This is a genomic window from Glutamicibacter sp. NPDC088483 (genome assembly GCF_044753145.1).
GTDB lineage: Bacteria > Actinomycetota > Actinomycetes > Actinomycetales > Micrococcaceae > Glutamicibacter.
Genome location: NZ_JBIVMP010000006.1, coordinates 311,443 through 335,707 on the forward strand (window position 1 = coordinate 311,443; position 24,265 = coordinate 335,707).

12 protein-coding genes are annotated in these 24,265 nt (G+C 61.2%); 10 read left to right on the forward strand and 2 right to left on the reverse strand.

Annotated features, from left to right (window positions below; genetic code table 11):
• Positions 1-38 precede the first annotated feature (38 nt).
• The 4 genes from ACIP6G_RS14610 to ACIP6G_RS14625 all read left to right on the forward strand — a co-directional run bounded on the left by ACIP6G_RS14610 (position 39) and on the right by ACIP6G_RS14625 (position 9,132).
• Positions 39-5,489, forward strand: coding sequence for a PKD domain-containing protein (locus tag ACIP6G_RS14610; protein ID WP_400290955.1), 5,451 nt, complete (start codon positions 39-41; stop codon positions 5,487-5,489).
• Positions 5,490-5,733: 244 nt separating this feature from the next.
• A complete protein-coding gene (locus ACIP6G_RS14615; protein WP_105658095.1) occupies positions 5,734-6,477 on the forward strand; it encodes a CDP-alcohol phosphatidyltransferase family protein in 744 nt (247 codons plus the stop codon).
• 76 nt (positions 6,478-6,553) lie between these two features.
• Positions 6,554-7,846 (forward strand): Wzz/FepE/Etk N-terminal domain-containing protein, encoded by a 1,293-nt coding sequence (locus ACIP6G_RS14620; protein WP_400290958.1) that lies wholly within the window; start codon positions 6,554-6,556, stop codon positions 7,844-7,846.
• A gap of 2 nt (positions 7,847-7,848) precedes the next feature.
• The gene (locus ACIP6G_RS14625; RefSeq protein ID WP_400290960.1) at positions 7,849-9,132 is read left to right on the forward strand and encodes an O-antigen ligase family protein; all 1,284 of its coding nucleotides are present in this window, start codon (positions 7,849-7,851) and stop codon (positions 9,130-9,132) included.
• Between the two features lie 78 nt (positions 9,133-9,210).
• On the opposite strand, the gene ACIP6G_RS14630 is transcribed toward ACIP6G_RS14625, so the two are convergent.
• A complete protein-coding gene (locus ACIP6G_RS14630) occupies positions 9,211-11,670 on the reverse strand; it encodes a right-handed parallel beta-helix repeat-containing protein (protein ID WP_400290962.1) in 2,460 nt (819 codons plus the stop codon).
• Positions 11,671-12,154: 484 nt separating this feature from the next.
• On the opposite strand from ACIP6G_RS14630, the gene ACIP6G_RS14635 reads away from it, so the two are divergent.
• The 5 genes from ACIP6G_RS14635 (at position 12,155) to ACIP6G_RS14655 (ending at position 19,704) form a co-directional block, all read left to right on the forward strand.
• Entirely contained in the window at positions 12,155-13,342 is a 1,188-nt protein-coding gene (locus tag ACIP6G_RS14635) for a DUF1972 domain-containing protein (protein WP_400290965.1), read from the forward strand.
• 109 nt (positions 13,343-13,451) lie between these two features.
• Positions 13,452-13,892 (forward strand): adenylyltransferase/cytidyltransferase family protein, encoded by a 441-nt coding sequence (locus ACIP6G_RS14640; RefSeq protein WP_105658121.1) that lies wholly within the window; start codon positions 13,452-13,454, stop codon positions 13,890-13,892.
• Positions 13,893-13,911: 19 nt separating this feature from the next.
• The gene (locus ACIP6G_RS14645) at positions 13,912-14,664 is read left to right on the forward strand and encodes a hypothetical protein (RefSeq protein ID WP_400290968.1); all 753 of its coding nucleotides are present in this window, start codon (positions 13,912-13,914) and stop codon (positions 14,662-14,664) included.
• Complete coding sequence (locus ACIP6G_RS14650) at positions 14,661-18,188, forward strand: PKD domain-containing protein (protein ID WP_400290971.1); 3,528 nt, start codon at positions 14,661-14,663, stop codon at positions 18,186-18,188. Before ACIP6G_RS14645 ends, ACIP6G_RS14650 begins: the two co-directional genes overlap by 4 nt.
• Positions 18,189-18,258: 70 nt before the next feature.
• Positions 18,259-19,704, forward strand: coding sequence for a glycerophosphodiester phosphodiesterase (locus ACIP6G_RS14655; RefSeq protein ID WP_400290974.1), 1,446 nt, complete (start codon positions 18,259-18,261; stop codon positions 19,702-19,704).
• 24 nt (positions 19,705-19,728) lie between these two features.
• Here ACIP6G_RS14655 and ACIP6G_RS14660 read toward each other — a convergent pair whose 3' ends face one another.
• The gene (locus tag ACIP6G_RS14660; RefSeq protein WP_400290976.1) at positions 19,729-20,814 is read right to left on the reverse strand and encodes a glycosyltransferase; all 1,086 of its coding nucleotides are present in this window, start codon (positions 20,812-20,814) and stop codon (positions 19,729-19,731) included.
• Positions 20,815-21,249: 435 nt separating this feature from the next.
• On the opposite strand from ACIP6G_RS14660, the gene serA reads away from it, so the two are divergent.
• Positions 21,250-22,845 carry a phosphoglycerate dehydrogenase gene (gene serA, locus ACIP6G_RS14665; RefSeq protein ID WP_400290978.1) on the forward strand — a complete coding sequence of 532 codons (1,596 nt, stop codon included), beginning with the start codon at positions 21,250-21,252 and terminating at the stop codon, positions 22,843-22,845.
• Positions 22,846-24,265: the final 1,420 nt, after the last annotated feature.

Below are 24,265 nucleotides of genomic sequence, written 5' to 3' on the forward strand. Positions count from 1 at the left end.
TTGGCAAAGCCCCGGTATCAACAATGAACGGAATGGACATGGAAGAGCAGCAGATAACGGCAGGCCGGCGCACACCCGTGCGGCGATTCACACGGGTGCTGGCTTCGGTCGCCGCGGCTGTGCTGGTCATTGCCGGCCTGAGCGCAATTCCGGCGACAGCCGCTGGCGAAGAGGAAATCGAGCTGCCCGAGACGGTCAGCGCAAATCATCTTCCTACCCCGCAGCTGAACGGGGTGGCTTGGGACCTGCGTGTGCGCGGGAATGTGGCTTATGTGGTCGGTTCGTTCACCCGGGTACGGCCAAGCGGTGCGAATCCTGGCGGCGCCGGGGAAGTGGTTCGCAATAACGCCATGGCCTTCAACATCACCAACGGGCAGATCCTGCCCTGGAACCCGAACTTCAACGCTCCAGTCATGGATATCGAGTTCTCTCCGGATGGAAGCCGTTTCTACGCAGGTGGACAGTTCACCGCCGTCAGCGGCCAAGCCCGCAGCAAGATCGCTGAATTCACCACTTCCAACGGGGCGCTGACTTCCTTCTCCGCCAGCGTGGGCGGGTCCGTGGAAACCCTTGCAGTGACCAGCGACGCTGTCTACCTGGGCGGCTCCTTCAACTCCGTGGCCAACCAGACCCGCCGCAATGTCGCCAAGCTGAACCGCGCCAACGCGGAACTTCAGGCGTGGGCACCGGCCACCGATGATATCGTCCACGGCATCATCGCCACCGACCAGAGCGACCGCGTGGTCATTGGCGGACGCTTCCAGACGATCAACAACGAGCCCAAGGTCGGCATCGGCGCCGTGAATGAGACCACCGGCCAGCAGGCGGCATGGAGCTCCACTCCGGTCCCGGCGCGGATCGATGACAATGCCCGTGCATGGGTCGTGGATCTGAAACTGGAAAACGGCGTCATCTACGCGGCGAACAACGGCATGGGCTGGCACTGGTTCGACGGCCGATTTGCCGCCGACTACGCCACCGGAGACCTGATCTGGCTCGATAATTGCTATGGATCGACCTCATCGATCAGCATCATGGGCGACGTGGTCTACTCGACCCCGCACGCCCACGACTGCTCGTCGGTCAACGGGTTCCCCGAGGAGAATCCGATGATCTGGAAGCGCGCGCTGGCGGAGACTGCCTTCGCCACCGGTACGGATGCCACTGCGCCGTCGAATAATTCGCTGGTGCGCAACCAGCCAATCCCGACCTTGCTGCACTGGTATCCCTCGATTAATACCGGTACCTACACCGGGCAGTACCAAGGTGGCTGGGCCATGGACAATAACGGGGACTACCTGGTTCTCGGCGGCGAGTTCACCAGGTTGAACAACACCAACCAGCAGGGCTTGGCTGTCTTCCCCAAGCGGTCGCTGTCGTCGAATTCGATACGGCCCGAGTACACCGCGGAGCTGAAGCCGTCGGCGATTTCCCAACGCAGCGGTTCCGTGCGCGTGGCCTGGCCGACTACCTGGGATATCGATGACGAAACGCTCACCTACGAGCTGCTGCGCGATAATTCGCTCACCGCCATCGACAGCCAGGACGTGTCCTCCATCTGGTGGAAAAAGCAGTCGCTGGGCTTCCGCGATGACAGCGTGGCTCCGGGCAGCACCCACACCTACCGGGTACGCGTCTCGGACCCGTGGGGCAATAACTACATCGGTCCGCGCTCGGATCCGGTGACCGTCAGCAGCAGCGCCGAGAGTCCGTATACGCAGGTCCTGCGAGAGACCGGCGCGGACATCTACTATCCACTGAACGAATCCGACGGCACCGTAGCCTTTGACAACATCGGCTTCGTCGATGCCGACGCCAGCGCGGCCTTGCAGCGCGGCTTGCCCGGTGCGATCAGCGACGATGACGCCAGCGGATTCAGCGGGCAGTCGCTGGCGAGCCGAAATGCCGCGACCGCGCCGGACACCTTCACCACCCAGCTGTGGTTCAAGACCGAGAGCGACCAGGGCGGCAAGCTGATCGGCTATGGCAGCTCGGCCACCGGCGACTCCGGTAGCTACGACCGCCATGCCTGGATGGACAATTCCGGACGCCTGCACTTTGGCACATGGCTGGGGTGGGCGGCAACGGTCAGTTCCACGGCGAGCTACAACGACGGGCAGTGGCACCAGCTCACCGCAACCCTGGGCCAAGCCGGAATGCACCTGTATGTTGACGGGCTGAAGGTCGCCGAACGCACCGATGCCAGCAGCGGCCAGGCCTACTCCGGCATGTGGCGCATCGGCGGGGACAACCTCAACGGCTGGCCGAACCAGCCGTCGAGCAAGGCCTTCAACGGCGAGCTGGACGAGGTGGCGATCTTCAACGAGCAGATTGACGCAGCCACCGTGCTGCAGCTCTTCCAATCCACCGGGCGCACTGCGGACATCCCCGAGCCTCCAGCCGATGCCTACGGCATCGCGGTCTACGGCGATGAACCGCAGATGTACTGGCGCCTGGATGAAACCGGGGGCAACGTGGCCACGGACAGCACCATCGCCCGCAACGACGGAACCATCAACGGCCCGGTCCGCTACGCAGAAGATTCCGCCATCGGCCACGGCACATCGCTGGGCTTCGGCGAGTCCGATGCCGCGGTGGTCTCGAACCGGGCGGTGCAGAACCCGACAGTGTTCTCCACCGAGGCCTGGTTCCGGACAACCACGGGCAATGGAGGCAAGATCATCGGTTTCGGTAATGCGGCCAGCGGCCTGTCCTCCAGCTATGACCGGCATGTCTACATGCGCAATGACGGCACCTTGGTCTTCGGCGTCTACACCGGAGCTGAAAATCTGGTCACCACCGGCCGGGCCTACAACGACGGGGACTGGCATCATCTGGTTGCCACGTTGTCCGGCGAGGGCATGAAGCTGTACGTAGATGGCGCGCTCACCGGCACCAACCCGCAAACCGCGGCCGAGCCGTTCAACGGCTACTGGCGCATTGGCGGGGACCGGGTATGGTCCGGAGCCAGCTCCGCATGGTTCGATGGCAAAATCGATGAGGCCGCCGTCTACGCCAGGGCACTGAGCCAAGCCGAGGTCAATGAGCACTACGGGATTGCCGGCGAGCCGAACCAGGATCCGCTGGCCGACTTCAGCAGCACCAGCCAAGGTCTGGCGGTGGCCTTCGACGCCAGCGGATCAACCGATGCCGACGGCACCATCGCCAGCTACGCCTGGGACTTCGGCGACGGGCAAAGCACCACCGTGCAGACCGAAGGAGTGCTTCATGAATACGCCCAAGCCGGCACCTACACGGTGGTGCTGACCATTACCGATGACCGCGGTGGCACTGCCACGAAGACGCAGCAGGTCGAGGCCAGGGCGGTCAACCAGCCGCCGGTGGCCGCGATAGCCAGCGAACAGACCGGTTTGAAGGTAAGCCTGAGCGGCTCCGGATCCGAGGATCCGGAACAAGGAGAGCTGTCCTACGAATGGGACTTCGGCGATGGCAGCCAGAAGGCCTCCGGCCAGGACGTGGAGCATGCCTATAGCGCAGGCGGAGAGTACACGGTGACCCTGACGGTGACAGACAGCGCTGGGGCCACCGCCCAGGCGCAGAGCATCCTGACGGTGGAAAACTCCGCTCCGCTCGCGGCCATGGAAGTGGTTGTTGACGGCCTGGGCATCCACGTCAATGGATCTGGCTCCGCAGACCCCGAGGGCGGGGAACTGGATTATGCCTGGGACTTCGGCGACGGGACCGAGGCCACCGGGGCCGAAGCCGCCCACGAATACGCGGAACCGGGAACCTACGAGGTCACCCTCGTGGTGGCCGATGAGCACGGGGCCACCGGCACGGTGGCGAATTCGGTGCAAGTGAAGGTGCCGAACACGGCACCGGACGCTGCCTTCGAATCCACCGTCGACGGACTGGCCGCCGTCTTCACCGCCGCACCATCGCAGGATGCCGATGGGCAGATCGTGTCCTGGGAATGGGACTTCGGCGACGGGACCACCGGAACCGGGGCCGAAGCCATGCACCAGTACTCGAGCAGCGGCACCAAGACCGTGACCCTGACCGTCACCGACAACGAGGGCGCCACCGGCACCGCTTCCAGCGAAGTCACCGTGCAGGACCCGGCCGAGCTGGATCCGACCGCGGCCTTCACCTGGGAAGCCGATGAGCTCGCGATCACCGTGGACGCCTCCGATTCGCTGCCTCCGGCAGCCGGCGGGGAGATCACCGGGTACCTGTGGGAGTTCGGCGATGGAACCCAGGCCAGCGGAGTGGCGGCCAGCCACAGCTACGAGTCGGCCGGAACCTACTCGGTGACGCTGACCGTCCAGGCAGGGGAGCGGGAAAGCACCATCAGCCAGGTGGCCACGGTTGCCGCCGCCCAAGGTCCGCAGGCGCAGTTCAGCACCTCGGTACGCGGACTCGCACTGGGCGTCGATGCCTCGGGCAGCACGGCCGGGGATACGCCGATTACCGGATACCAGTGGGACTTCGGTGATGGGCAGAACGCTCTGGGAGAAACTGCGCAGCATCGCTACGCCGAGGACGGCCGGTACACGGTCACCCTGACGGTCAGCGATGGGAACGGGCTGGAATCACGCACTGAAACCGAAGTGGATGTCCATAATTCGGCACCGGTGGCGGCCTTCGCCCTGGAAGTGAACGGACTTGAAGTCCAGGTCGATGGCGCCGCCTCCAGCGATGCTGATGGCCAGATTGCCACTTACGCATGGGATTTCGGAGACGGGAACACCGCCAGCGGCCAGAATGCCTCCCATGAGTACGCCGAGCCAGGCGGCTATCCGATCAAGCTGGTGGTCACCGACGAGGACGGCGCAAGTGCCGAGCTGGTCCAGCAAGTGCAGGTCGCGGTCGTCGCCGAACCGGCCCTGCTGGTTTCAGATGCATTTGGACGCACCGTTTCCGATGGCTGGGGTGACGCCGATACCGGGGGAACCTGGACGCGGCAAGGCTCATCGTCCAACTTCAGCGTGGCCGGAGGCACCGGAACGATCCGCATGTCCTCCGCCGGCAGTGGACCGCTGTCGTGGCTGCCAGCCACGGTACGGGAAGGCGACATGCGCATCAAGCTCAGCCGCGACAAGGCGGCTACCGGCGGAGGCATCTACCAGACGGTGACCATCCGGGATATTCCAGGCGTCGGGGCGTACCGCGCCAAGGTCAGGTTCCTGTCCAACGGCTCGGTGGCGGTGACCCTGGAGAAGGTTGTCTCCGGCAGCGTCAGTGCGTTGAGCGCCGAGACCGTCATCGGCCAGGTAGACGGTTCGCCGGGCAAGGCCGTGTGGCTGCGTTTGCAGGCTCAGGGCAGCAGCTCCACCAGCTTGCGGGCCAAGGCCTACAACCAAGGCCAGGATGAGCCGGTGAACTGGCAGCTCAACGCCACCGACTCCACCGCCGCACTGCAGGCCGAAGGCCGTTTGGGGTTGTCGGTCTACCTCTCCGGCTCGGCGGGTAACGCGCCGGTCAACGGCGGGTTCGATGATCTGGAGGTGCGGGAAATCGCCGAATGAGCCCGGCCGTTCGCGGTTCGTTGCGCCAATGCGGTGCGAATCGCGAGCGCTGGCTCAGCGGCTTCGCCTAGGAATGGGAATTCGATGGATAGAACACGGGAAATGAACTAGATTGTACTCAGCTTGGGTTGTCCCCTGGGGATGCGCTGCACAAATGCGGTGCTTGGGGACAGGGCTGAATATCGGGGGCGCTTGCGGCCGATCGCGGCCGCAAGCACATAAGAGTTCACTGGGGAGGACTCACATGCTGCAAGAACAACAAGGATACCGTTGGGCAGTCGCAGAACTGCGCCAGCGGCAGAAAACCAATAAGGGAGCGCCAGCCTACTCGCGCTTCGTCAACAGGCCACTGGGCCGCCGGCTGGCGGCACTGGCCTATCTGCTTCGGCTAACGCCCAACGGCGTCACCGGCATCAGCGCACTATGCACGGCTGGCGGACTGGCGGTGATCGCGCTGCTGGAACCGTCCTTCGGCTCTTCGCTGCTGATCACGGCTTTGCTGGTGCTCGGCTACGCGCTGGATTCTGCTGATGGGCAGCTGGCCCGTCTCCAAGGCTCCGGATCCGCTGCCGGCGAATGGCTGGACCATATTGTCGACGCGATCAAGACCGCCGCCCTGCACGCGATGGTGCTGATCTCGTGGTACCGGTTCTACCCGGTAGAAGGCGCCTGGTACCTGGTGCCCATTGCCTACCAGGTCGTGGCCTGCAGCCTGTTCTTCTCCATGATCCTCACCGATCAGCTGCGCCGGCTGAACTCCGGGAGAACGGGGCATTACCTGCAGGGCCAGGGCAAGAGCTCGGCCCTGTACTCATTGGCCGTCGTGCCTACCGACTTCGGCCTGATCTGCCTGGCCTTCCTGACGCTGTGGCTGCCATCGGTGTTCATTCCGGTGTATGTCCTGCTGCTGCTGGCCAACGCAGGCTTCCTGGCGCTGGCCCTGGGCAAGTGGTACCGGGAGGTGAAGGGCCTTGGCCAAAGCGCTTGATTACCGAGAACATCGCACCTGGCCAGCTGCACCGGAATTGGGCTGGGGACAGCATGCGCATCGGGAGGCGGCAGGCATGGATCTGAGTGATTTCCTCTTCGTGCTGCGAACCCGCATGTGGTGGATCGCGGCCAGCACCCTTGCCGGGATACTCGCCTCCATCGCCATCACCCTGGGGATGACCCCGGTCTACACCGCGAAGTCGACCTTGTTCGTCAGCGTCAATTCCAGCCAGGACACGGCCTATGCCCGTGGCCAGTTCGCGCTGCAGCGAGTGGGGTCCTACCCGCAGCTGGTCAATGATCCGCAGCTGATCAACCAGGTGATCCGCGAGCTTGATCTGGATCGCAGTTTCCAGGACGTCAAATCCAATGTGAACGCCACCAATCCGGTCGATACCGTGCTGCTGGCCGTGACCGCGAAGGCCCCGGAGGCCCAGCAGGCCGCGGACATCGCCAATACGGCTGCCGGGTTGCTGGCGGAGTCCATCCAGAAGCTGGAGAACACCGACCCCAAGAAGCTGGAAGTCAAAGCGGAGCTGTCCGTGCCGGCCTCGGCACCGCAGTACGCCACCGCGCCTCGCAAATCCGTGAATCTGGCCCTGGGCCTGGTTTCGGGAGCCAGCTTGGGATTGCTGCTGGCCCTGGCGCTGCACAAGTTGGATCCGAGGATCCTGCGCGGCCGCGACGCCGAACGGCAATTGCGCATGCGCGTGCTGGGCACCGTGGCGGCCCGGTCCAAGGACGGAGCCCGTGCCAACCCGACCGGCATCCAGGTCGGTTACCGCCAGCTGGTATCGAACCTGCTGATGGCCAATGACGGGCGCCTGCCGCAACGCATCCTGGTGCTCAGTACCCGTGCCGATGCGGTTCTCGATGGGCAGCAGCTCGCCCAGACCCTGGCGGCCATGGGCAAGCGCTCGGTGATCGTGCAGGCCGACCGCCAACTGGAGCCGCTGCGCCGCGACGAGGCAAGTGGAACGGGCCTGGCCCAAGTGCTCGCTGGCACCAGCGAGCTGCATGATGCACTCACTCATATCGAATCGGTGCCGATGGGCTACCTCCCTGCCGGACCGCAACCTGAAACGCTGCGCCGTTTCGATGTGTTCGCCGGATTGGACAGCTTGATCGCTTCCCTTGAAGAGGATTTCGATGTAGTGATCTTCGTAGCCAGCATGGAGGGCCAGCCGGTGGACGCCACCGCAGTGGCCCTGCACAGCGATTGCGTGATCCTCACCGGACGTGAACGGCGAACCACCTACCGACAGGTTGCCGATGCCCTGCAGGAGCTGAACGCTGTGCGAGTCGGAGCGACCGGGCTGGTGCTGGTGCGCAAGCCTTCGCGCTTCCGGCACCGGCGGGGTACCTGATCATGCCTCCGGCCGTCAGCGCGTCCTGGACGCCGGCGGAGCAGATTCCGGTGCCACGGCGCTACCGGGTTCCGCGTCTGTGGCAGCTGAACCTGCTGTGGATCCTCATGGTCTTCAGCGTGGTTGCCTGGCGCCAGGGAACGCTGTTCACCGGCGGATTGGACCTCGTGGTCGTGCTCAAGGCGCTGCTGCAAGGCGCCGTGCTGTGCTGGGCGATCCTGCTGTGGATGTGGAGTGGGGTCCGTCAGCCGGTAGGCGTGCGCAGTATCGCGCTGCTCGCTCCGGTTCTGGCCCTGAGCGTGATCGGGGCGATGGCAGAAGGCAATGTCATGGCCTCGGCCATCATCGCGATCCGCGTGGCGATGCTGGCAGCGACAGTGCTGTTCATCATGCGGGTTTTCCCGGCCCACCAGGTGCTGCTGGCCATGTGCGTCGGTTTGGCCGCGGTGGGCATCATCAGCGCGGGGACCGGGCTGGCGCTGGGCGGAGGCGGGCGCTTGACAGGCGGCATCCCTCCGCTGAGCCCCAATGAGATTGCCTTGCTTTCCGGTATCCCGGCACTGGTTCTTTTCCACCAATCGCTGCGCGCGCACGTGCGGTGGTGGCACGTGGGGATGCTGGTGTTGCTCAGCGCCATCCTTCTGCTCTCCGAGTCGCGCACCGCTCTCATCGCGGCTGCTTGCACGGCAGCTGGCATGCTGCTGATGCTCCGCCGAATCCCGTTGCAGACCATCGTGGCGGCGCTGGCGGCCCTTCCGCTGGTGTTCTACCTTGCGTTCCTGACTCCGGTTTTGCAGAATCTGATGGCTCGCGAGGACAGTGCCTCGGTGATGACGTTGAACTCCCGGACTATCAGCTGGTCGGTCGTGCTGAACCTGCCCAATGATTCATGGCAGAGATGGATCGGTGCGGGATTGAGCCAGAAGACCATTGCTGTCGAAGGGCAGTACTGGGACGAGCAGGTTTTCGATTCTTCGTGGATTTCCTTGCTGGCGCAAACTGGAATCATCGGAACGCTGCTTGTGGCTTTCTGGGTTCTGCTGACGGTTTTCGCCGCATTGCGTTCAAGCAGGCTGCGCAGCTTGCTGTTCCCGCTGCTGGCGTTCGTGATCATCCGCAGCGTGATGGAAAACGGGCTGGTAGATGCCGGTGCGCTATTCCTGATTTTCCTGGTGTTCGCCCTGATGCTGGAACCGGCCAGCAGCCGAGCGGCCTTGGACTGGGAACACGCTGCACCCCTGCAGCGCAAGCAGCCGCCGGATCCACCGGTGGCGATGGGCAGCTGAACCCGAATGCACCGGATCCCGGCTGGGCACAATGCCGAGCCGGGATCCGTTGCTTGTACTGCCAGGGTGGCCCGGAGCCTAGCGCGGGTAGCTGCCGATGCGCTTGGAAGCGGGGGCCTGTCCTATCAGGAAGGCAATATCGCTAGGCAATGCGGTAGCCTGGCTGTTCTTGCCCGTAACGCTGGTAGTCGGATTATTGGTACTGCTCAGCACCGTGCTGGAGGTGAGTTCAAAGGAATTCAGCTCTTGTCCGGTGGACTTGGCGAAGGCCGGCAAGGTGGTGAACACCGCGGGGTTTCCAGCGCCTGTGGACCAGACGGAGGACCACTTCGGATTCGTGGAGTTGATGCGGTGATAGGCATTGGACGCCAGGGAGATCTTCATCTGTTCTGCCGTGTAGCTGCCCGAGTAGTCCTCGACGGCAAGAATTGCGTTGCCACCGCCGGTATTGGAGAACACGTTGTTCTTCGCGACAATGTTCTTATTGATCCAGGTCATGGTGGTGTCAGGGAATGGCTGGCGCGGATCGTGCCCGGGGTCGGACTTGTTCGCTGCGCGGCGCGCATCCTGCACGATGTTCAGCACCCGGTTCTTGCCGCTGATGGTGTTGTTCCAGATCTTCACATCGCTGGTGTTGTTCAGTTTGAAGGCGAATCCGGAATTCTTGGTGATGCGGTTGTTGGCCACCACTGCTTTTGCGGAGATCTCCAGCGACAGTCCGTGCCCGGTATTGGAGATCAGGTCATTATTCAGGATCTTGGAATCGTAGACGGATTCATCCAGCCATAGTCCCGGACCGTAGTTGCTGTTGAGCTTGGAATCCTTCACCGTCACGCCCCGGGTGCGTCCGATCTTCAGCCCGCCGGAGACAGGCGAAGTGTTGAACCGCTCGTGGTTATTGCCTGTGGAGGCCAGTTTGTTGACGACCAGTCCGTCAGCGTACACGGCGTTCATGCCCAGCATGCCGCTGCGCTGGATCTTCACGTTGCTCACGGTGTTCTTCACAGCGCTGACGTTCAAACCCGTGGTTGCCGTATCCTCGATGGTCAGGTTCTGCACAGTGATGCCCGGCTTCTCCGCGGTGACCGCACCCATGTCGGGCACCGAAGGAGCGAACTTGCGCACATTGATACCCGAAACGCTGGAATTGTCGCTGCGGATGCTCAGGGCCTTGACCAGCGTAGAAGCGCGCACGGACTTTCCGGTTGGGTCGGTACCGAGGTGCAGCTTGTTATTGGCGCGGTCCACATAGAAGGCACCCGGTTTGAGCTTGGCAACCGAGGATACCTGGGTCTGCTTGGTCCCGTTGATCCATACCTGGTCGGGATGGGCTGCCATGGGATAGCTGGAATTGATGAAGCCCCATGCTTCAGCCGTATTGTCTGTGGCTCCCCGGGTGTAGGTCGGGCTGGTATCGAAATCGTAGTCCCAGTCGGATTTCACCCATCCATTGCTCGCGGCGGAGAAGCCCGTGATTGCCTTGGAACCATCGAGCCAGACGGTCTCTCCCGGGTATTCGCGCAGCTTGAGGCTCTTGCCTGCGGGGATCACTACCGACTCATGGTAGCTGCCACCACGCACCACGATGGTCTGTCCGCTGGAGGCTTTGGAAATGGCCTTGGACAGGGTGCGCAGTGGCGCTGAGGCGGTACCGCCGGAGGCATCATTTCCGGATGCCGAAACATAAAGTGCTGTTGAAGGGATGGCGCCCAGGGTTCCCGCCTGCGGTGCCTGCTCGCCAACGCTGACCTCTTCGGAGTGGGGAACGGTTCCTTCGGCATCAGGTGCAGGTTCGGGAATTGGGGAAGGCGATGGGGCAGGTGCCGGTTCCGGGGCCTGCATCGCCGGTTCGGTAGCTGAACGCGCCACCAGATTATCAACGTGCAGACCGGAGTTGCCGGCGGCGCTGGCCGAAAGGTAACCGCCTATGCGCAAGCTGCCTTTGGCCGAGGCCAGCGCTGTGGATGCATCTTCCGATTCCAGTTGCCATTCGGGAGTTCCGCTGCCAGCTGCGAAGGCGCGGGCCTTGAGCGACGCGGTGCCGCTTCCGGCGACGGCGAAGTCAACATGGTACGCAGTCCCCGGGCGAGCCGCAGCACTGATCTGCCGAGAATCGAGCACGATTTTTTTACCGCTGACGGTCCGTGAAATTTCCAGGGACAGATTGCCAGTGCTTTGCAGCCGAAGCGAAGCGGTGTATTGGCCATCTGCGGTACTTCGGGCACCTAGGTGCGCATAGGACGAACCCGTGCTGGGCAGCGAGTCGAAGGAAATATCGACGCCGGCCTGCATGTCGGCAGCGTTGATGGCGGCGGTGGCATGGCTGAGCTTGCCGGGGACCAAGGTAATTTCACCCTGGGAACCATCTACGGCGAAACGGCTTGGACTGTTGGCTAGGTAGGGGATTCCACTTGAAGTAGAGCCCCAGCCGGAGCCAACTGTGCGGTTCATGGCATCGGCGACCGATGTGGTCGAAGCGGCCACGGGCACCGGGTTCAAGGAGGTGGCAACGATGCCGCACGCGGCGACTAAGGCCAATGCCGCGATCAGGCGCGGCCGCTGGGAAGATTGGCCGGATGTATCCGGACCGAGGGGCAAGAGGTTTTTGGGGGAAAGGTTCTGCAAAGGATCCTCGGAGCTTAACCCGTGCTCCCCAGCAAAACAGGCCCTGCTCATTCAATATAGACGATGGTTTAAGGGTCACGCGGGCCCTGCTGTAAATGGTGGCATGGAATGAACCGTTATTCAATCGTGATGTTTCTCTCTCGATCCATGGACTTCGAGGTTGACGAGAAAACTTCCCCAGTGGCCAGTGAGTATTCCAAGTACCCCCGAGCAAGTAATTCGCGGGTAACGCAAGTACGGGTGCACTCGTGTGCCGCAACGGCACGACACATATGCTCGGTAGATGAGAAACGCATGCTTGCGGCATGTTCCGGAACTCGCCGTTGATTTTGGGGATCGACGCTGGTGCGGCAAGCAAGCGAACGTTGATTCTGCTGTTTAAATTTGGGGGAACAGAATGCAACGCACCGAGCACCATGACTCGCGCGCCAAGCTGCGCATCGCCTTGATCGGCACCAGGGGAGTACCTGCACGCTATGGCGGTTTCGAGACTGCTATTGAAGAGGTAGGGCGCCGCCTGGCCGATCAAGGGCACGAGGTGACCGTATATTGCCGTGGCACTGCCAAAGACGAGCGCATGAGCGAATACCAGGGCATCAAACTGGTGCATTTGCCTGCCATGAGGCGAAGGAGCCTCGAGACGCTGAGTCATACTGCACTGTCGGTGATCCATGCCCTCTTCAACCGGCCCGATGCGGCGATTGTCTTCAACGCGGCCAATGCCCCGCTGCTCCCGCTGCTGCGTTTGGGAAGGATTCCCGTCGCCACGCACGTGGATGGGCTGGAATGGAAACGGGCCAAGTGGGGACCTATTGGCCAGAAGTACTACCGGCTATGCGAGCGCCTCTGCGTCTGGTGGAGCAGGGAATTGATTGCCGATGCCCTGGGTATCGCCAACTACTACGCGGCGAAATTCTCGCGGGCAACGAGGCTCATCACCTATGGGGCACCGCAAATTCCCGAGGCTGCTGCAGTGAAATTGGCTGAGCTCGGCTTGGAATCCGGAAAGTTCCATCTGGTAGTGGCCCGCTTCGAGCCGGAGAACCACGTGGAGATGATTGTCCGTGGCTACAGCCAGTCGCAGGCCAGGCTCCCGCTGGTGGTCGTCGGTTCGGCGCCCTATGCCGAGCAATACACTCAGCAGGTTCATGCCGCGGCCACGGAACAAGTCCGCTTCCTAGGCGGGGTATGGGACCAGCAGCTGCTAGATGAGCTCTATGCCCATGCACTTGCCTATTGGCATGGCCATTCGGTCGGCGGTACCAACCCATCATTGCTCAGGGCGTTGGGTGCCGGCACGGCGATCAACGCCTATGACGTGAACTTCAACCGCGAAGTGGCCCAGGCAGCCGGCGAATACTTCAATGACCCGCAATCCGCGTCCAGGCTCTTCGACCGCACCGAATCAAAGGACGATGCCGTTCGCCAACGCGCCCAGCTCGCACGAAAGCGCGCTAGCGACTATGACTGGGACGATGTTGCCCGGGCCTACGAAAAGCTGTGCTTGGATTTGGCCGGTGCCGGAGAGCCTTCGGTGGAATTCGACGCAGAACCGTCTGCGGAAATTGGCCGCCGCCGCGCCTGAGGCTGGCACGAGAATTCTGGGAAACAGTAAAGCGTCCAGGCCATGGGGATGGCCCGGATGCTATGGGGAATCGAATCAGCAACTGGTTCATGAGAAATTGGGGAAAATAATGATCACTGGGTACGCCGCAGGTGCTTTCGACCTGTTCCACGTCGGGCACCTGAATATTCTCAGGCAAGCCAAGTCCAGATGCGACTATCTGATTGCCGGTGTGGTCAGTGATGAAAGGCTGCTCCAAACCAAGGGGAAACGGCCGGTGATACCCGAAAGCGAACGACTGGATATCGTCTCCTCGATAGGCTTCGTGGATGAGGCGGTTCTTGATTTTCATCCGAACCGATTACTGACGTGGGAGGATGTCAGATTCGATGTGTTCTTCAAGGGAGATGACTGGAAGGGCACCCGCGAAGGAAAAGGACTAGAAGAGCTCTTTGCAACCGTCGGGGTGAGAGTCGAGTACTTCCCCTACACCGTGCATACTTCCAGCACCAAGCTCAGAGTGGCCTTAGGGCAACTAAGCTCGCCATCTATCCAGGTCCAGCGGGCCTGAGCGCAGAACCAGACAGATCATGCAACGCGCACAAGCAGCAGAACCTCCGGCCTGCGGCCATGTCCCAGCCAAGATGCGCATCGTTCCGATGCTGCTCTTGCTGGGAATCGCCCTGGTTTCCTGCACGGTAGAACCCCAGGCTTCGCCGCAAGCGGCCATGCCTGGGGAACCAGCCGAAACTACATTGGCGACTATCGATCAGCAGCTGCACGAATCAGCCTTGGCGGCGCCCTCCACCAAGGCGGGCAAGGCCGCTGAAAAATCCGAGGATTCAGCTTCTCCTGCCGAGAAAGCAGAGAAGTCCACATGGAAAAAGGACAAGGATGCGCAGAAAGTGGCGCCGGATGCCCAAGCGGCTGGCAAGCCGCCTGCCACAGCCAAGGCAGTGGACCTTGCTGAAGAAGTCCAGGCGGGCCCGCATGCGCAGATGCGGATCAAGCGCATCGAGCAAACCCAGTCCGAAGCAGAAGGCATCGGGCAAATCGCCGGGGCCGCGACACTGGTTGAAATCGAGTTATCCAACGACGGAGTCACCGCGCTGGACTTGGGCGAGGCCCAAGTGCGCTTGTTCTACGGGGACGGCAGGGAACCGGCGGCCGTGCTCACCGACACACGCAGCACCGTACTTCCTCCACAACTGGCGGCAGGCAAGCAGGCTACTGCCACCTATCTATTCAGCGCCCAAACGGAATCAGCGTCTGACGTGACCCTTGAATTCGAAACTGGCGCAACCAAGAAAATCCAACAGCTCGCAGGTGAGGTATCGCCATGATCCGCAGATCCGCCCCGGCCATCGCCCGATGGGCCATGACCATGATTGCTGCAACCGCGCTGATCGCGGCCGCCGCATTAGCCACGCCGCCGCAGGCACTTGCAGATAGTGTGCCCGCGGATCCGTCAGACCCGCTCACCCCTGCGACCGTCACCGCCGATGCCCTCCCGACCGTCCAGATCGATGGCGTGGTCTGGAGCCAAGTGGTCATTGGCAACACGGTATATGCAGGAGGAAGCTTCGCTACCGCGCGTCCTGCAGGTGCTGCGGCTGGGACGCAAACCGCAACACGCAAGAACATCCTCGCCTACGACATTCGAACCGGAGAACTGCTCAACAGCTTCACTCCGGAATTCAATGCCCAGGTACTCACTCTTGCTGCTTCGCCGGACGGCAGCCGGCTCTACGCTGGCGGCGACTTCACCACCTTGGACGGGCAAAGCGCTTCGCGCATTGCGGCACTGGACCCGGTGACCGGAGAACGCATCGAGGAATTCGACCCGCAGCCTTCAAATTCCGTGCGCAGCATTGTCGCCACGAACACCACGGTGTACCTGGGCGGTTCGTTCTTCCGCATTGGCGAAGCCTGGCGTGAGCAAGCGGCTGCGTTGCGTGCCAGCGACGCGGCCCTCCTGTCGTTCAGGCCCGTGGTCGCAGGAGGGCACGTCGAGTCCATGTCGCTGTCGCCCGATGGGACAAAGCTGGCCTTGGGCGGCAAATTCACGCAGGTGAACTCGACCAGCGACTTCGCCAACGGCCTAGCCGTCGTGAGCACCGAGACCAGCGGGAAGTACCCATATCCGGCAGCCTCGCATGTCCGCAATGGCGGGGAGACTGGTTCCATCACTTCCATTGCCACAGACCAGGACACTTTCTACGCCAGCGGCTACACGTTCGGTCGAGCGACCACCCTGGAAGGCGTGGTGGCCATCAAATGGGCAGACCTCGAAACACGCTGGGTAGAGGACTGCCACGGGGATACCTACTCCGTGCACGCCACCGGAGACCTGCTCTACCTTGCCGGGCATCCGCACTATTGCGGAAACATCGGCGGATTCGCCCAGGAACCCAACTGGCAGTACAACCGCGCCATGGCCTTCAGCAAGGAAACAGCGGGGACAATTGACCGTGAAATCCACGGATATACCAACTTCGAAGGACTGCCGCATCCGCGGCTGCAGACCTGGTTCCCGGCGTTGAGCACCGGCACCTATACCGGGCAGAGCCAAGGCCCATGGAGTGTCACAGGCAATGACGAATACATTGTCTATGGTGGTGAATTCCAGCGGGTGAACTACAAGAACCAGCAGGGGCTGGTCCGCTTCGCTATCCGCAGCCTGGCCCCCAATGACAGGGGCCCGCTGCCAAGCGGCGAGGACTTCGTTCCGACCCTGAGCTCCACCACTGCAGGCGAAGTGCGCATCCGCTGGCAGGCAGCCTCGGACATGGACAACGGGACCCTGGCCTACAAGGTGATCCGGGACGGAGCGAATAACGCGCCCATCCACACGGTCCAAGGCGACTCGACCTTCTGGATGCGCCAAGGCATGTCCTTCGTGGACAAAGACGTGGAGCCGGGAAGCACGCACAGCTACCGGATCTTCGCCGTGGACCCGACGGGGAAGGAGACACGCAGCACCACCGAGAGCATCACGGTGGCGCAGGACACCGTTGCCTCCACCGCATACGAAAAGGTCATCAAAGCTGACAAGCCCAAGGCATACTGGCCATTCGGAGCAGCTGACAACTCCACTGCCCTTGACGCCGCCGGAAGCGAAGACCTGCAGCTCGCAGGAAATGCAGGAGTCGATTCCTCATCAGCTATTGCCGGGGGAAATGGCCGAAGCCTGTCCCTGGGCGGCAGCGGGGCGCAGGACATGGTTCGCTGGCAGCGTCCGCAGGAGTTCACGACCGAATTGTGGTTCAAGGCCTCGCCCCTGCAGCGTGGCCGGCTCATCGGCTATGGCAATGGACAGAATGCGGACTCGACCGACCATGACCGGTTGACCTATGTGAATTCCCTGGGACGGTTGTCCTTCGGCGTGACCGAACGCGGCGCTCGCCGGGTGATCACCTCGTCCGGGATCTACAACGACAACAGGTGGCATCATGTGGTCTCAAGCCTGGGAGAAGATGGCATGCGCCTGTACGTGGACGGGCAGCAAGTAGCCTCGCGTGCAAGCACCAAATCCGCATTGGAACTCGACGGCTTCTGGCGAGTGGGCAATGACCGTGTCAGCGGATGGAGCTCGGCGCCAACTGGCGGTTTCGCCGGACGGGTCGACGAAGTCGCGGTCTACGGCAAGCAGCTGAGCCCGGCCGCGGTGGAGAATCACTACCAGGCTGGAATCGGACGACCTGCCAATGCCAGTCCGACGGCTGAATTCACTCATGAGATCCAGGGCCAGCAGCTCACCGTGGATGCATCGGAGTCCGCGGATCCCGACGGCACCATCGCCAGCTATGGATGGGACTTCGGAGATGGAAACAGCGCCGAAGGCATCACCACCGGGCATAGCTACGCAGAACCCGGGACCTATCAGGTGAAGCTGACCGTCACCGATGATGCCAACGGGACGGATACGGCCACGAAGCAGGTCACCATCCTGCCGCCGCCAGAACCCAACCAGCCTCCGGAAGCGGCCTTCGAAATTACTGAAGTGGACGGGCTGAAGGTTACCGTTGATGCCTCGCAGAGTTCTGATCCCGATAATGATGAGCTCAGCTACCGCTGGTCCTTCGGCAACGGCAGCGACTGGGTGGAGGGCGCATCCATTGAATCGTTCAGCTACAGCGAACCAGATGAGTACACGATAACCCTGGAAGCCAGTGATCCGGACGGCTTGGTGGATAGCCACACCGAAACGGTGAAGGTCTCGCTACCGCCAAGGCCGGTGGCAGTTGACGCCTTTAGCCGCAATGTCACCGGCAATTGGGGCGCTGCCGATACCGGTGGCACGTGGACGCGGACCGGATCCGCGGCGACCGCCAACGTCGCTGGGGGAGTCGGCCAGCTTCTGGGCCTGAATCCCGGTTCAGGGCCAGCGATCTACCTGCCGGTGGTCGACAGCACCACCACGCAAGCCGCTGTCCAGGTGCAGCTGGATAAGCAGCCGACCGGCAATGGAACCTATGTGTCCTTCTCGTCGAGGTATCTGGGCAATGCGAACCAGTACTACCTCAAAAGCCAGTTCACTTCCTCGGGCGGCATCCAGATCCAGCTGATTCGTGCCGTGGGCGGTGCGGAGAGTGTTCTGGCCACACAGTACCAGTCCTCCTTCGGCTACCAGGCTGGCGAGGCGGTCCACTTGAAGCTGTCGGTGACAGGAACCAACCCGACGCAGCTGGCGGCAAAGATCTGGGCTGCCGCAGACAGCGAGCCAGCCGACTGGCAGCTCAACGCCAGCGACTCGACCAGTGCGCTGCAAGTTCCAGGAGGCACAGGCCTGCGCCTGTATCTCTCCGGCTCGACATCCAATGCACCGGTGACCGCGTCCTTCGACAACCTGTCCGTGATCGGTTAGCTAGGATCCGCACAATGCCAGACCCGCCAGAGCCCAGGCCTTGGCGGGCCTGGGCTGCCGAGGGGGCATCATGGAAACCGGAACTGCAGGGCCGCTCGCGGTCAGCCGCCGCACGTTCCTGGGCTTGGCTGCCGGCGCATTGCTGCTGGCCGGGTGCTCAGGGGAATTAGTGGCAAAGCGCGCCTCGCCCAAGGCGGTCAGCGCGGCAGACCTGCTCGAGCAAGATCTCTTCTACATTGCCCACCGCGGGTCGGGGGATAATTGGACCGAGCATACGCTGCATGCCTACCGGCAAGCCCTGGCCCATGGTGCCCAAGCCATCGAGATCTCGGTGCACCGGAGCAAGGACGGCCATTTCATTTGCCACCATGACGCCAGCCTGGAGCGCCTGTGCGGAGTCCCGCGGCTGATCAGCGAAACCGCGTGGGACGAGCTCCAAGCACTGCGCAACGATGCTCGCCAATGGCTTGGACCGAATGCTGCGTTGGAGCCCTTGGCACGCCTGGAAACCGTTCTGGAAGCACTGGCGGACCAGGCGGTCCTCTTTATCGAGGACAAGAGCGGACAGCACGCCGCCGAGCTGATCGAGATGATTGCTGCTTCCCCGGTTCCTATCGAATCGACGGTGTGGAAGCAGCCGGCAACCGGCACCGGAGCCGAATTGGCATCGGCCGCCGGGATGAAGACCTGGGGCTACTTCGCCCCGGAGAATTTTGGCGGCATTGAACAGCTTGCTGGTGGGTTCGATGCACTAGGAATCCACGATTCGGCTGACCCGGGCACCATTGAACGCGCAGTGGACACGGGGCTTCCAGTGATCTGCTGGGAAGTGCACCGCAGAAGCCAGAGGGACTGGCTGGCACGGCAGGGCGTGCGGGGGATGATGTGCTCGAACTTGCCCTACGTAACTTCTTCACCGCAAGCCGTGCCGACGGTTGCAGACGGCTTCACCAGCGGCCTGCGGGCCGCGGGTGACCTGCCCGATGCGATTACCTGGAAAGCGCAGCCGCAGATCTCTGCCGCAGAAGGCATTCTCACGCTTGGCGACTCCCGCAAGGCATCCTATGCCCTGGGATCAATGGCCTTGGCTGGGGCCGGCAATTGGCGTTTGAAGGCCCAGATCCGCTGGCCGCAGCGGGGAAGCGGGAACCAGATTGCCGGACTGGCCTTCGGACTGCCAACGGATGAGCCCTACCGGGCATTCGAGGAATCGCAGGCAGACGGATTCCACCTCCAGCTCGAAAGCCACGGCGAAGTATCGCTCTGGCGAGCAGGCGGGAAAACTCCGCACAAGCTGGGAAGGGCAATGTGGAATGCGCCTTCTGGAGGTGAATGGGCGCAGATCGAGCTGGTGATGGCGGATGGACGGATCCTGGCCGAATGCGGTGGCGAGGCATTGGCAGCGGAACTGGGCGAATCTGTTGCGCCAGGCTACCTGAACCTGCTGAACCTGATTCCGGCCGGGCATGGGGTGGACTTCCGAAAGGTGTCGCTGGAGCTGGAAGCATCGGCGTAACCGGGCAGAGCATGGAGCTGAAGATTATCCGGAGGCAAGAAGCGATTTCAAGGCAGAATCCATGCGCTGTCCGAAGAGCTCGGGGTCGTGGAATTCTCGCGCCTTCACCGCCGACTGCTGCGCCGAAACTCTGAACTGCTCCCACCCGCTGCGGATCGTCTCGATGGCCGCCGCCAGCTGTTGGGGATTTCCTGGTTCAACGAGTACCGCGCTGGAATACGGTTCCACGGCTTCCTGCAAGCCGCCGATGCGCGAGGCAATGACCGGACGCTCGGCGAGTATGGCTTCCACCGCGGTGTTCCCGAAGGATTCTTCGAGCTGCGCGGGGACAACGGCGATATCCGCGGATTCATAATGGGGCCAAACATCGGATTGGAATCCCAAGAACTCTACAAGTTCGGGTCGCGGCAGAGCCTTGACGCGATCTTGGAGCGCCTGTTCGAAGGATTCGTAGCCTTCGAATACGGCCCCGACCAGGTTTAACGACACGTCCACGCCTTGCTGTTGCAGGATCGTGACGGCATCGAGCAGAACCAGCAATCCTTTTCGCTCAGAGAGCCGTCCAACGTAGAGCAATCGCAGGGGGCCGTAAAGTTTCTGCCGGGCCGGTGCTGGAATTGGGGGACCTGCGATGCCGTTGTAGATGACTTGGCTGTTCTTCTGCGCCCAAGGCACGTGCTGGAGGTACGCGGTATTGGTGAAGCGGCTGTTGGTGATGATCCTGTGAGCGAAGGTCCCGGGCAGGGACAAGCCCAAGCGCATCAGTTTGGGGGAATGGGATTCGGACTCGTGCACGTGCAGGGCAACCTTGTGCCCCGACAGGCGGGCATAGGCGACCCATAAGGGAATGATGGTGGTGTTCACCAGGACAGCGGATGGTTTGGTGCTCTTGAGCAATGCATGCATCTGGCGCACGCCTTGGAAAGTGTCTTTGGCAAACCCCACGGCCCCGCGCGGGGTGAAGATTGACTTGCGCAGCACCGGCGTATTGCAGACCACTACCTTGGCACCCTGCGCACGCAAGGCCGACGCCAGTAGACCCTCGGCAGGAAGTCCGACGGTGACCCTCCAATTTCCCCGCAACAAGCCTTTGACGTCCTCCAGCAGCATTCTGTCGGATCCATACATTTCGGAACCTGGATGCGCTACCACGATCGTTCGGTTCGATGCCTTTGCCCCCATGAAATGATCTTCCCATTCGAAACTGATATCCGATAGGAGCAGTGAGTCTCAGATCTTGTATCCAAGTAAAAGTAGGGGGACTGCAAATAATACCCGCCAGCGATGCGGCGAAGTCGATGTGGATCCGGAAACACAGGGATGGGAGAGATGGCATCCTGAGCGGAAACGTAATGTTTCGCACCGGCATTCGATACATCCTATCCAATAAGTGAAAGTTTTCACAAAGTCGGTTTTTCCCTGCGTAACATGCATGAATTCGAGGGAAAACGGGGGATGCATAGCGCTACTCTGGAAATGTAGGCAGTGGAAAACAGCTGCCTCCATGCAAGCATCAGCCCAAGAAATCGCAAAGGTGCCACACCCGTGTCTGACAACAAGCCAATCGTACTTCTGGCCGAACAACTCTCCCCAGCAACCGTTGCTGCTCTCGGCCCCGACTTTGAAATTCGTCAGACCGACGGAGCTGACCGCTCCCAGCTGCTCGAAGCCATTGCCGAGGTAGATGCAATCCTCGTTCGCTCCGCAACCCAGGTGGATGCCGAAGCTATCGCCGCAGCAAAGAACCTGAAGGTTATCGCCCGTGCCGGCGTGGGCCTGGATAACGTAGACATCAAGGCAGCCACCCAGGCTGGCGTCATGGTGGTCAACGCTCCAACCTCCAACATCATCTCCGCGGCTGAATTGACCGTGGGCCACATCGTGTCCCTGGCACGCCGCATTCCTGCTGCCAACGCATCGCTGAAGAACGGCGAATGGAAGCGCAGCGCCTACACCGGCGTTGAACTCTTCGAGAAGAAGGCCGGCATTATCGGCCTGGGCCGCATCGGTGCACTGGTTGCTGCCCGCCTGCAGGGCTTCGGCATGGAGATCGTTGCCTACGACCCATACGTCACTCCTGCCCGTGCAGCACAGCTGGGTGTCACCCTGCTGACCTTGGACGAGCTGTTGGCTGAGGCCGACTTCATCACCATCCACATGCCAAAGACTCCGGAAACCCTGGGCATGCTGGGCAAGGATGCCTTTACCAAGATGAAGAAGTCCGCATACGTGGTCAACGTGGCCCGTGGCGGTCTGGTGGATCAAGACGCGCTTTACGAAGCATTGAAGAATGAAGAGATTGCAGGCGCTGGCATTGACGTGTTCGTCAAGGAGCCAAGCACTGATCTTCCATTCTTTGAATTCGAGAACGTCACCGTCACCCCGCACCTTGGCGCTTCAACCGATGAAGCACAGGAAAAGGCTGGCGTCTCGGTAGCCAAGTCGGTTCGCCTGGCACTGGCCGGCGAATTGGTCCCGGATGCTGTGAACGTTGCCGGCGGCGTCATCGATGAGAACGTGCGCCCTGGCATCCCGCTGATTGAGAAGCTGGGCCGTATCTTCAACGCATTGACTTCCGGCTCGCTGACCAGCATTGACGTTGAAGTTGCCGGCGAGATCGCTTCACTGGATGTCAAGGCCCTGGAGCTCTCGGCACTCAAGGGCGTCTTCATGGACGTAGTTTCGGATCAGGTCTCCTACGTGAACGCGCCGGTCTTGGCTGAGCAGCGTGGTGTTGCTACCCGTCTGATCACCACCCCCGATTCGCCTGAGTACCGCAACCAGCTGACCATCAAGGGGTCCACCAATGAGGGCACCCAGCTTGCTGTGGCGGGCACCTTGACCGGGCCTAAGCAGATCGAGAAGCTCGTAGGCATCAACGGCCACGAAATCGAAATCCCTATTTCGGATCACATGATTGTCGTTCGCTACGCGGATCGTCCAGGCGTCGTTGGCTCTTTGGGTAATGTGCTGGGGGAGCAGGGGGTCAACATTGCCGGTATGCAGGTATCGCGCGATGAAAAGAAGGCAGAGGCCTTGGCAGTCATCAACATTGATTCGGCACTGCCTCAAGGCGTTCTGGATGTCGTTGGCGCTGCCATCGGTGCGAGCGTGGCGCGAGAGATCAACTTGGCTGACTAAATGCGTGTAGCTCCTATCAGTTCAGTTGTGCACCGAACTAGTCCAATAAGGTCGCACTAGCTGAACAATCGTCCCGCATGAGGCAGCACGGGTATGGCATCGATATCGATCGGTGCCGTACCCTTCAGCCATTCTTGACGCCGCTTAGTGCTCTTCTACTGGTATAAACGCTTTGTTCTGTTCCTGGTGCTGGCTAGCATTTATAAATCGTTCGCCACGGAATGTGTCTGACTCTAACTGGCTATAGAATTTCAGAATAGCCGAGTTTTCGTAGCAATTGCTCTAGTGCGAGATGGACTTCACCGCATCCTGGTCCTTCAATAAGTATTTCCACGTCGGATGCTGATAGCGAACCTTAGATCGTTATGCACCAGCAACTTCATACTAAAGTACGGCTCGCCTTAGTCTCTGGACAGGCCTTGACTCGTGAAAGCTAATGGTCGGCGAGGGGCCAGCGTGAACGGATGATCTTGTGCTCGGACAGATTCACGATAAGGGAGAGAATGAGCATGCTCTGATCAACCCGGGCCTCTATCACGTTGCTGAGATGAACTGTATCCGGTGCTGCCACGTCGAATCGCCGGCCTGACGGGTTCCAATGATCCTCCCATGTTCACATCGGCACAGGTTCCAGTGTCGTTTCGAATTCTCTTCTAATCGAGTACCGAGTGCACGAATGAGGCCGAGAGCTATTTTTTCCGCCTCCCAGCCTGGACGTCTAACAGAACCGGCCGGAATCCATGGAGTTGCTTGCTGCACGCAAATGAGGCGATGATAGTAACTTTCAGCTCTGCGCCAGGATTGGGCCGGACCAGACATTCGAACCGGTCAGAGAATGTCGATCATGCAAGATTGGCCAGTAGCAGCAGGCCGCTGAAGTAGTGCACTGGCTTGAGGGAGGCGATTTCTTGGGATTCAGGCGATGCTCTTGAGCACCACAGTTCGCAAATATTCAGGAAAACAACCTCAGTCAGGCACCCGTGCTGCACTACATGATTGATAACGACTCCCGACATGCACAGTGTCGAACAGACGAAGTCTGTCAATGGGCCCACGACCCTCCTGTCAACACTAATTGAATACTGACCCTTGAACGACTTTTGAAAATTGCTCGTTGGTGTATCGGGGCAAAATCCTCGAATATAAGATCAAACACCGAGAAACAGTATGTCGGCCCCCGAACTATTTGACTCGGTTCTCGAATCAAGAAAAACACGTCTGCCATGACTTCGCTCATGAAGCTAATCGAAAGAAATGAATTCGTGAACCTAAGGGATTTGGTTCGGTCGTCGTAGTCAGTTGGGTGGCTGCATGCTCGCATTCTGGAAATCTGCGTTCGGAGGCCGTCTATGTGTCGCTGGCTGGTGTAAACCCCAGCCCAACGGCTTTATAGGCCATAGGGTGTCATTCGACGAAAAGC

What these genes read in the sequence shown, in the direction of transcription:
- ACIP6G_RS14610 (WP_400290955.1), top strand. Translation starts at nt 39, where the DNA reads ATGGAAGAGCAGCAGATAACGGCAGGCCGGCGCACACCCGTGCGGCGA.
- ACIP6G_RS14615 (WP_105658095.1), top strand. Translation starts at nt 5,734, where the DNA reads ATGCTGCAAGAACAACAAGGATACCGTTGGGCAGTCGCAGAACTGCGC.
- ACIP6G_RS14620 (WP_400290958.1), top strand. Translation starts at nt 6,554, where the DNA reads ATGGATCTGAGTGATTTCCTCTTCGTGCTGCGAACCCGCATGTGGTGG.
- ACIP6G_RS14625 (WP_400290960.1), top strand. Translation starts at nt 7,849, where the DNA reads ATGCCTCCGGCCGTCAGCGCGTCCTGGACGCCGGCGGAGCAGATTCCG.
- ACIP6G_RS14635 (WP_400290965.1), top strand. Translation starts at nt 12,155, where the DNA reads ATGCAACGCACCGAGCACCATGACTCGCGCGCCAAGCTGCGCATCGCC.
- ACIP6G_RS14640 (WP_105658121.1), top strand. Translation starts at nt 13,452, where the DNA reads ATGATCACTGGGTACGCCGCAGGTGCTTTCGACCTGTTCCACGTCGGG.
- ACIP6G_RS14645 (WP_400290968.1), top strand. Translation starts at nt 13,912, where the DNA reads ATGCAACGCGCACAAGCAGCAGAACCTCCGGCCTGCGGCCATGTCCCA.
- ACIP6G_RS14650 (WP_400290971.1), top strand. Translation starts at nt 14,661, where the DNA reads ATGATCCGCAGATCCGCCCCGGCCATCGCCCGATGGGCCATGACCATG.
- ACIP6G_RS14655 (WP_400290974.1), top strand. Translation starts at nt 18,259, where the DNA reads ATGGAAACCGGAACTGCAGGGCCGCTCGCGGTCAGCCGCCGCACGTTC.
- ACIP6G_RS14660 (WP_400290976.1), bottom strand. Translation starts at nt 20,814, where the DNA reads ATGCTGCTGGAGGACGTCAAAGGCTTGTTGCGGGGAAATTGGAGGGTC.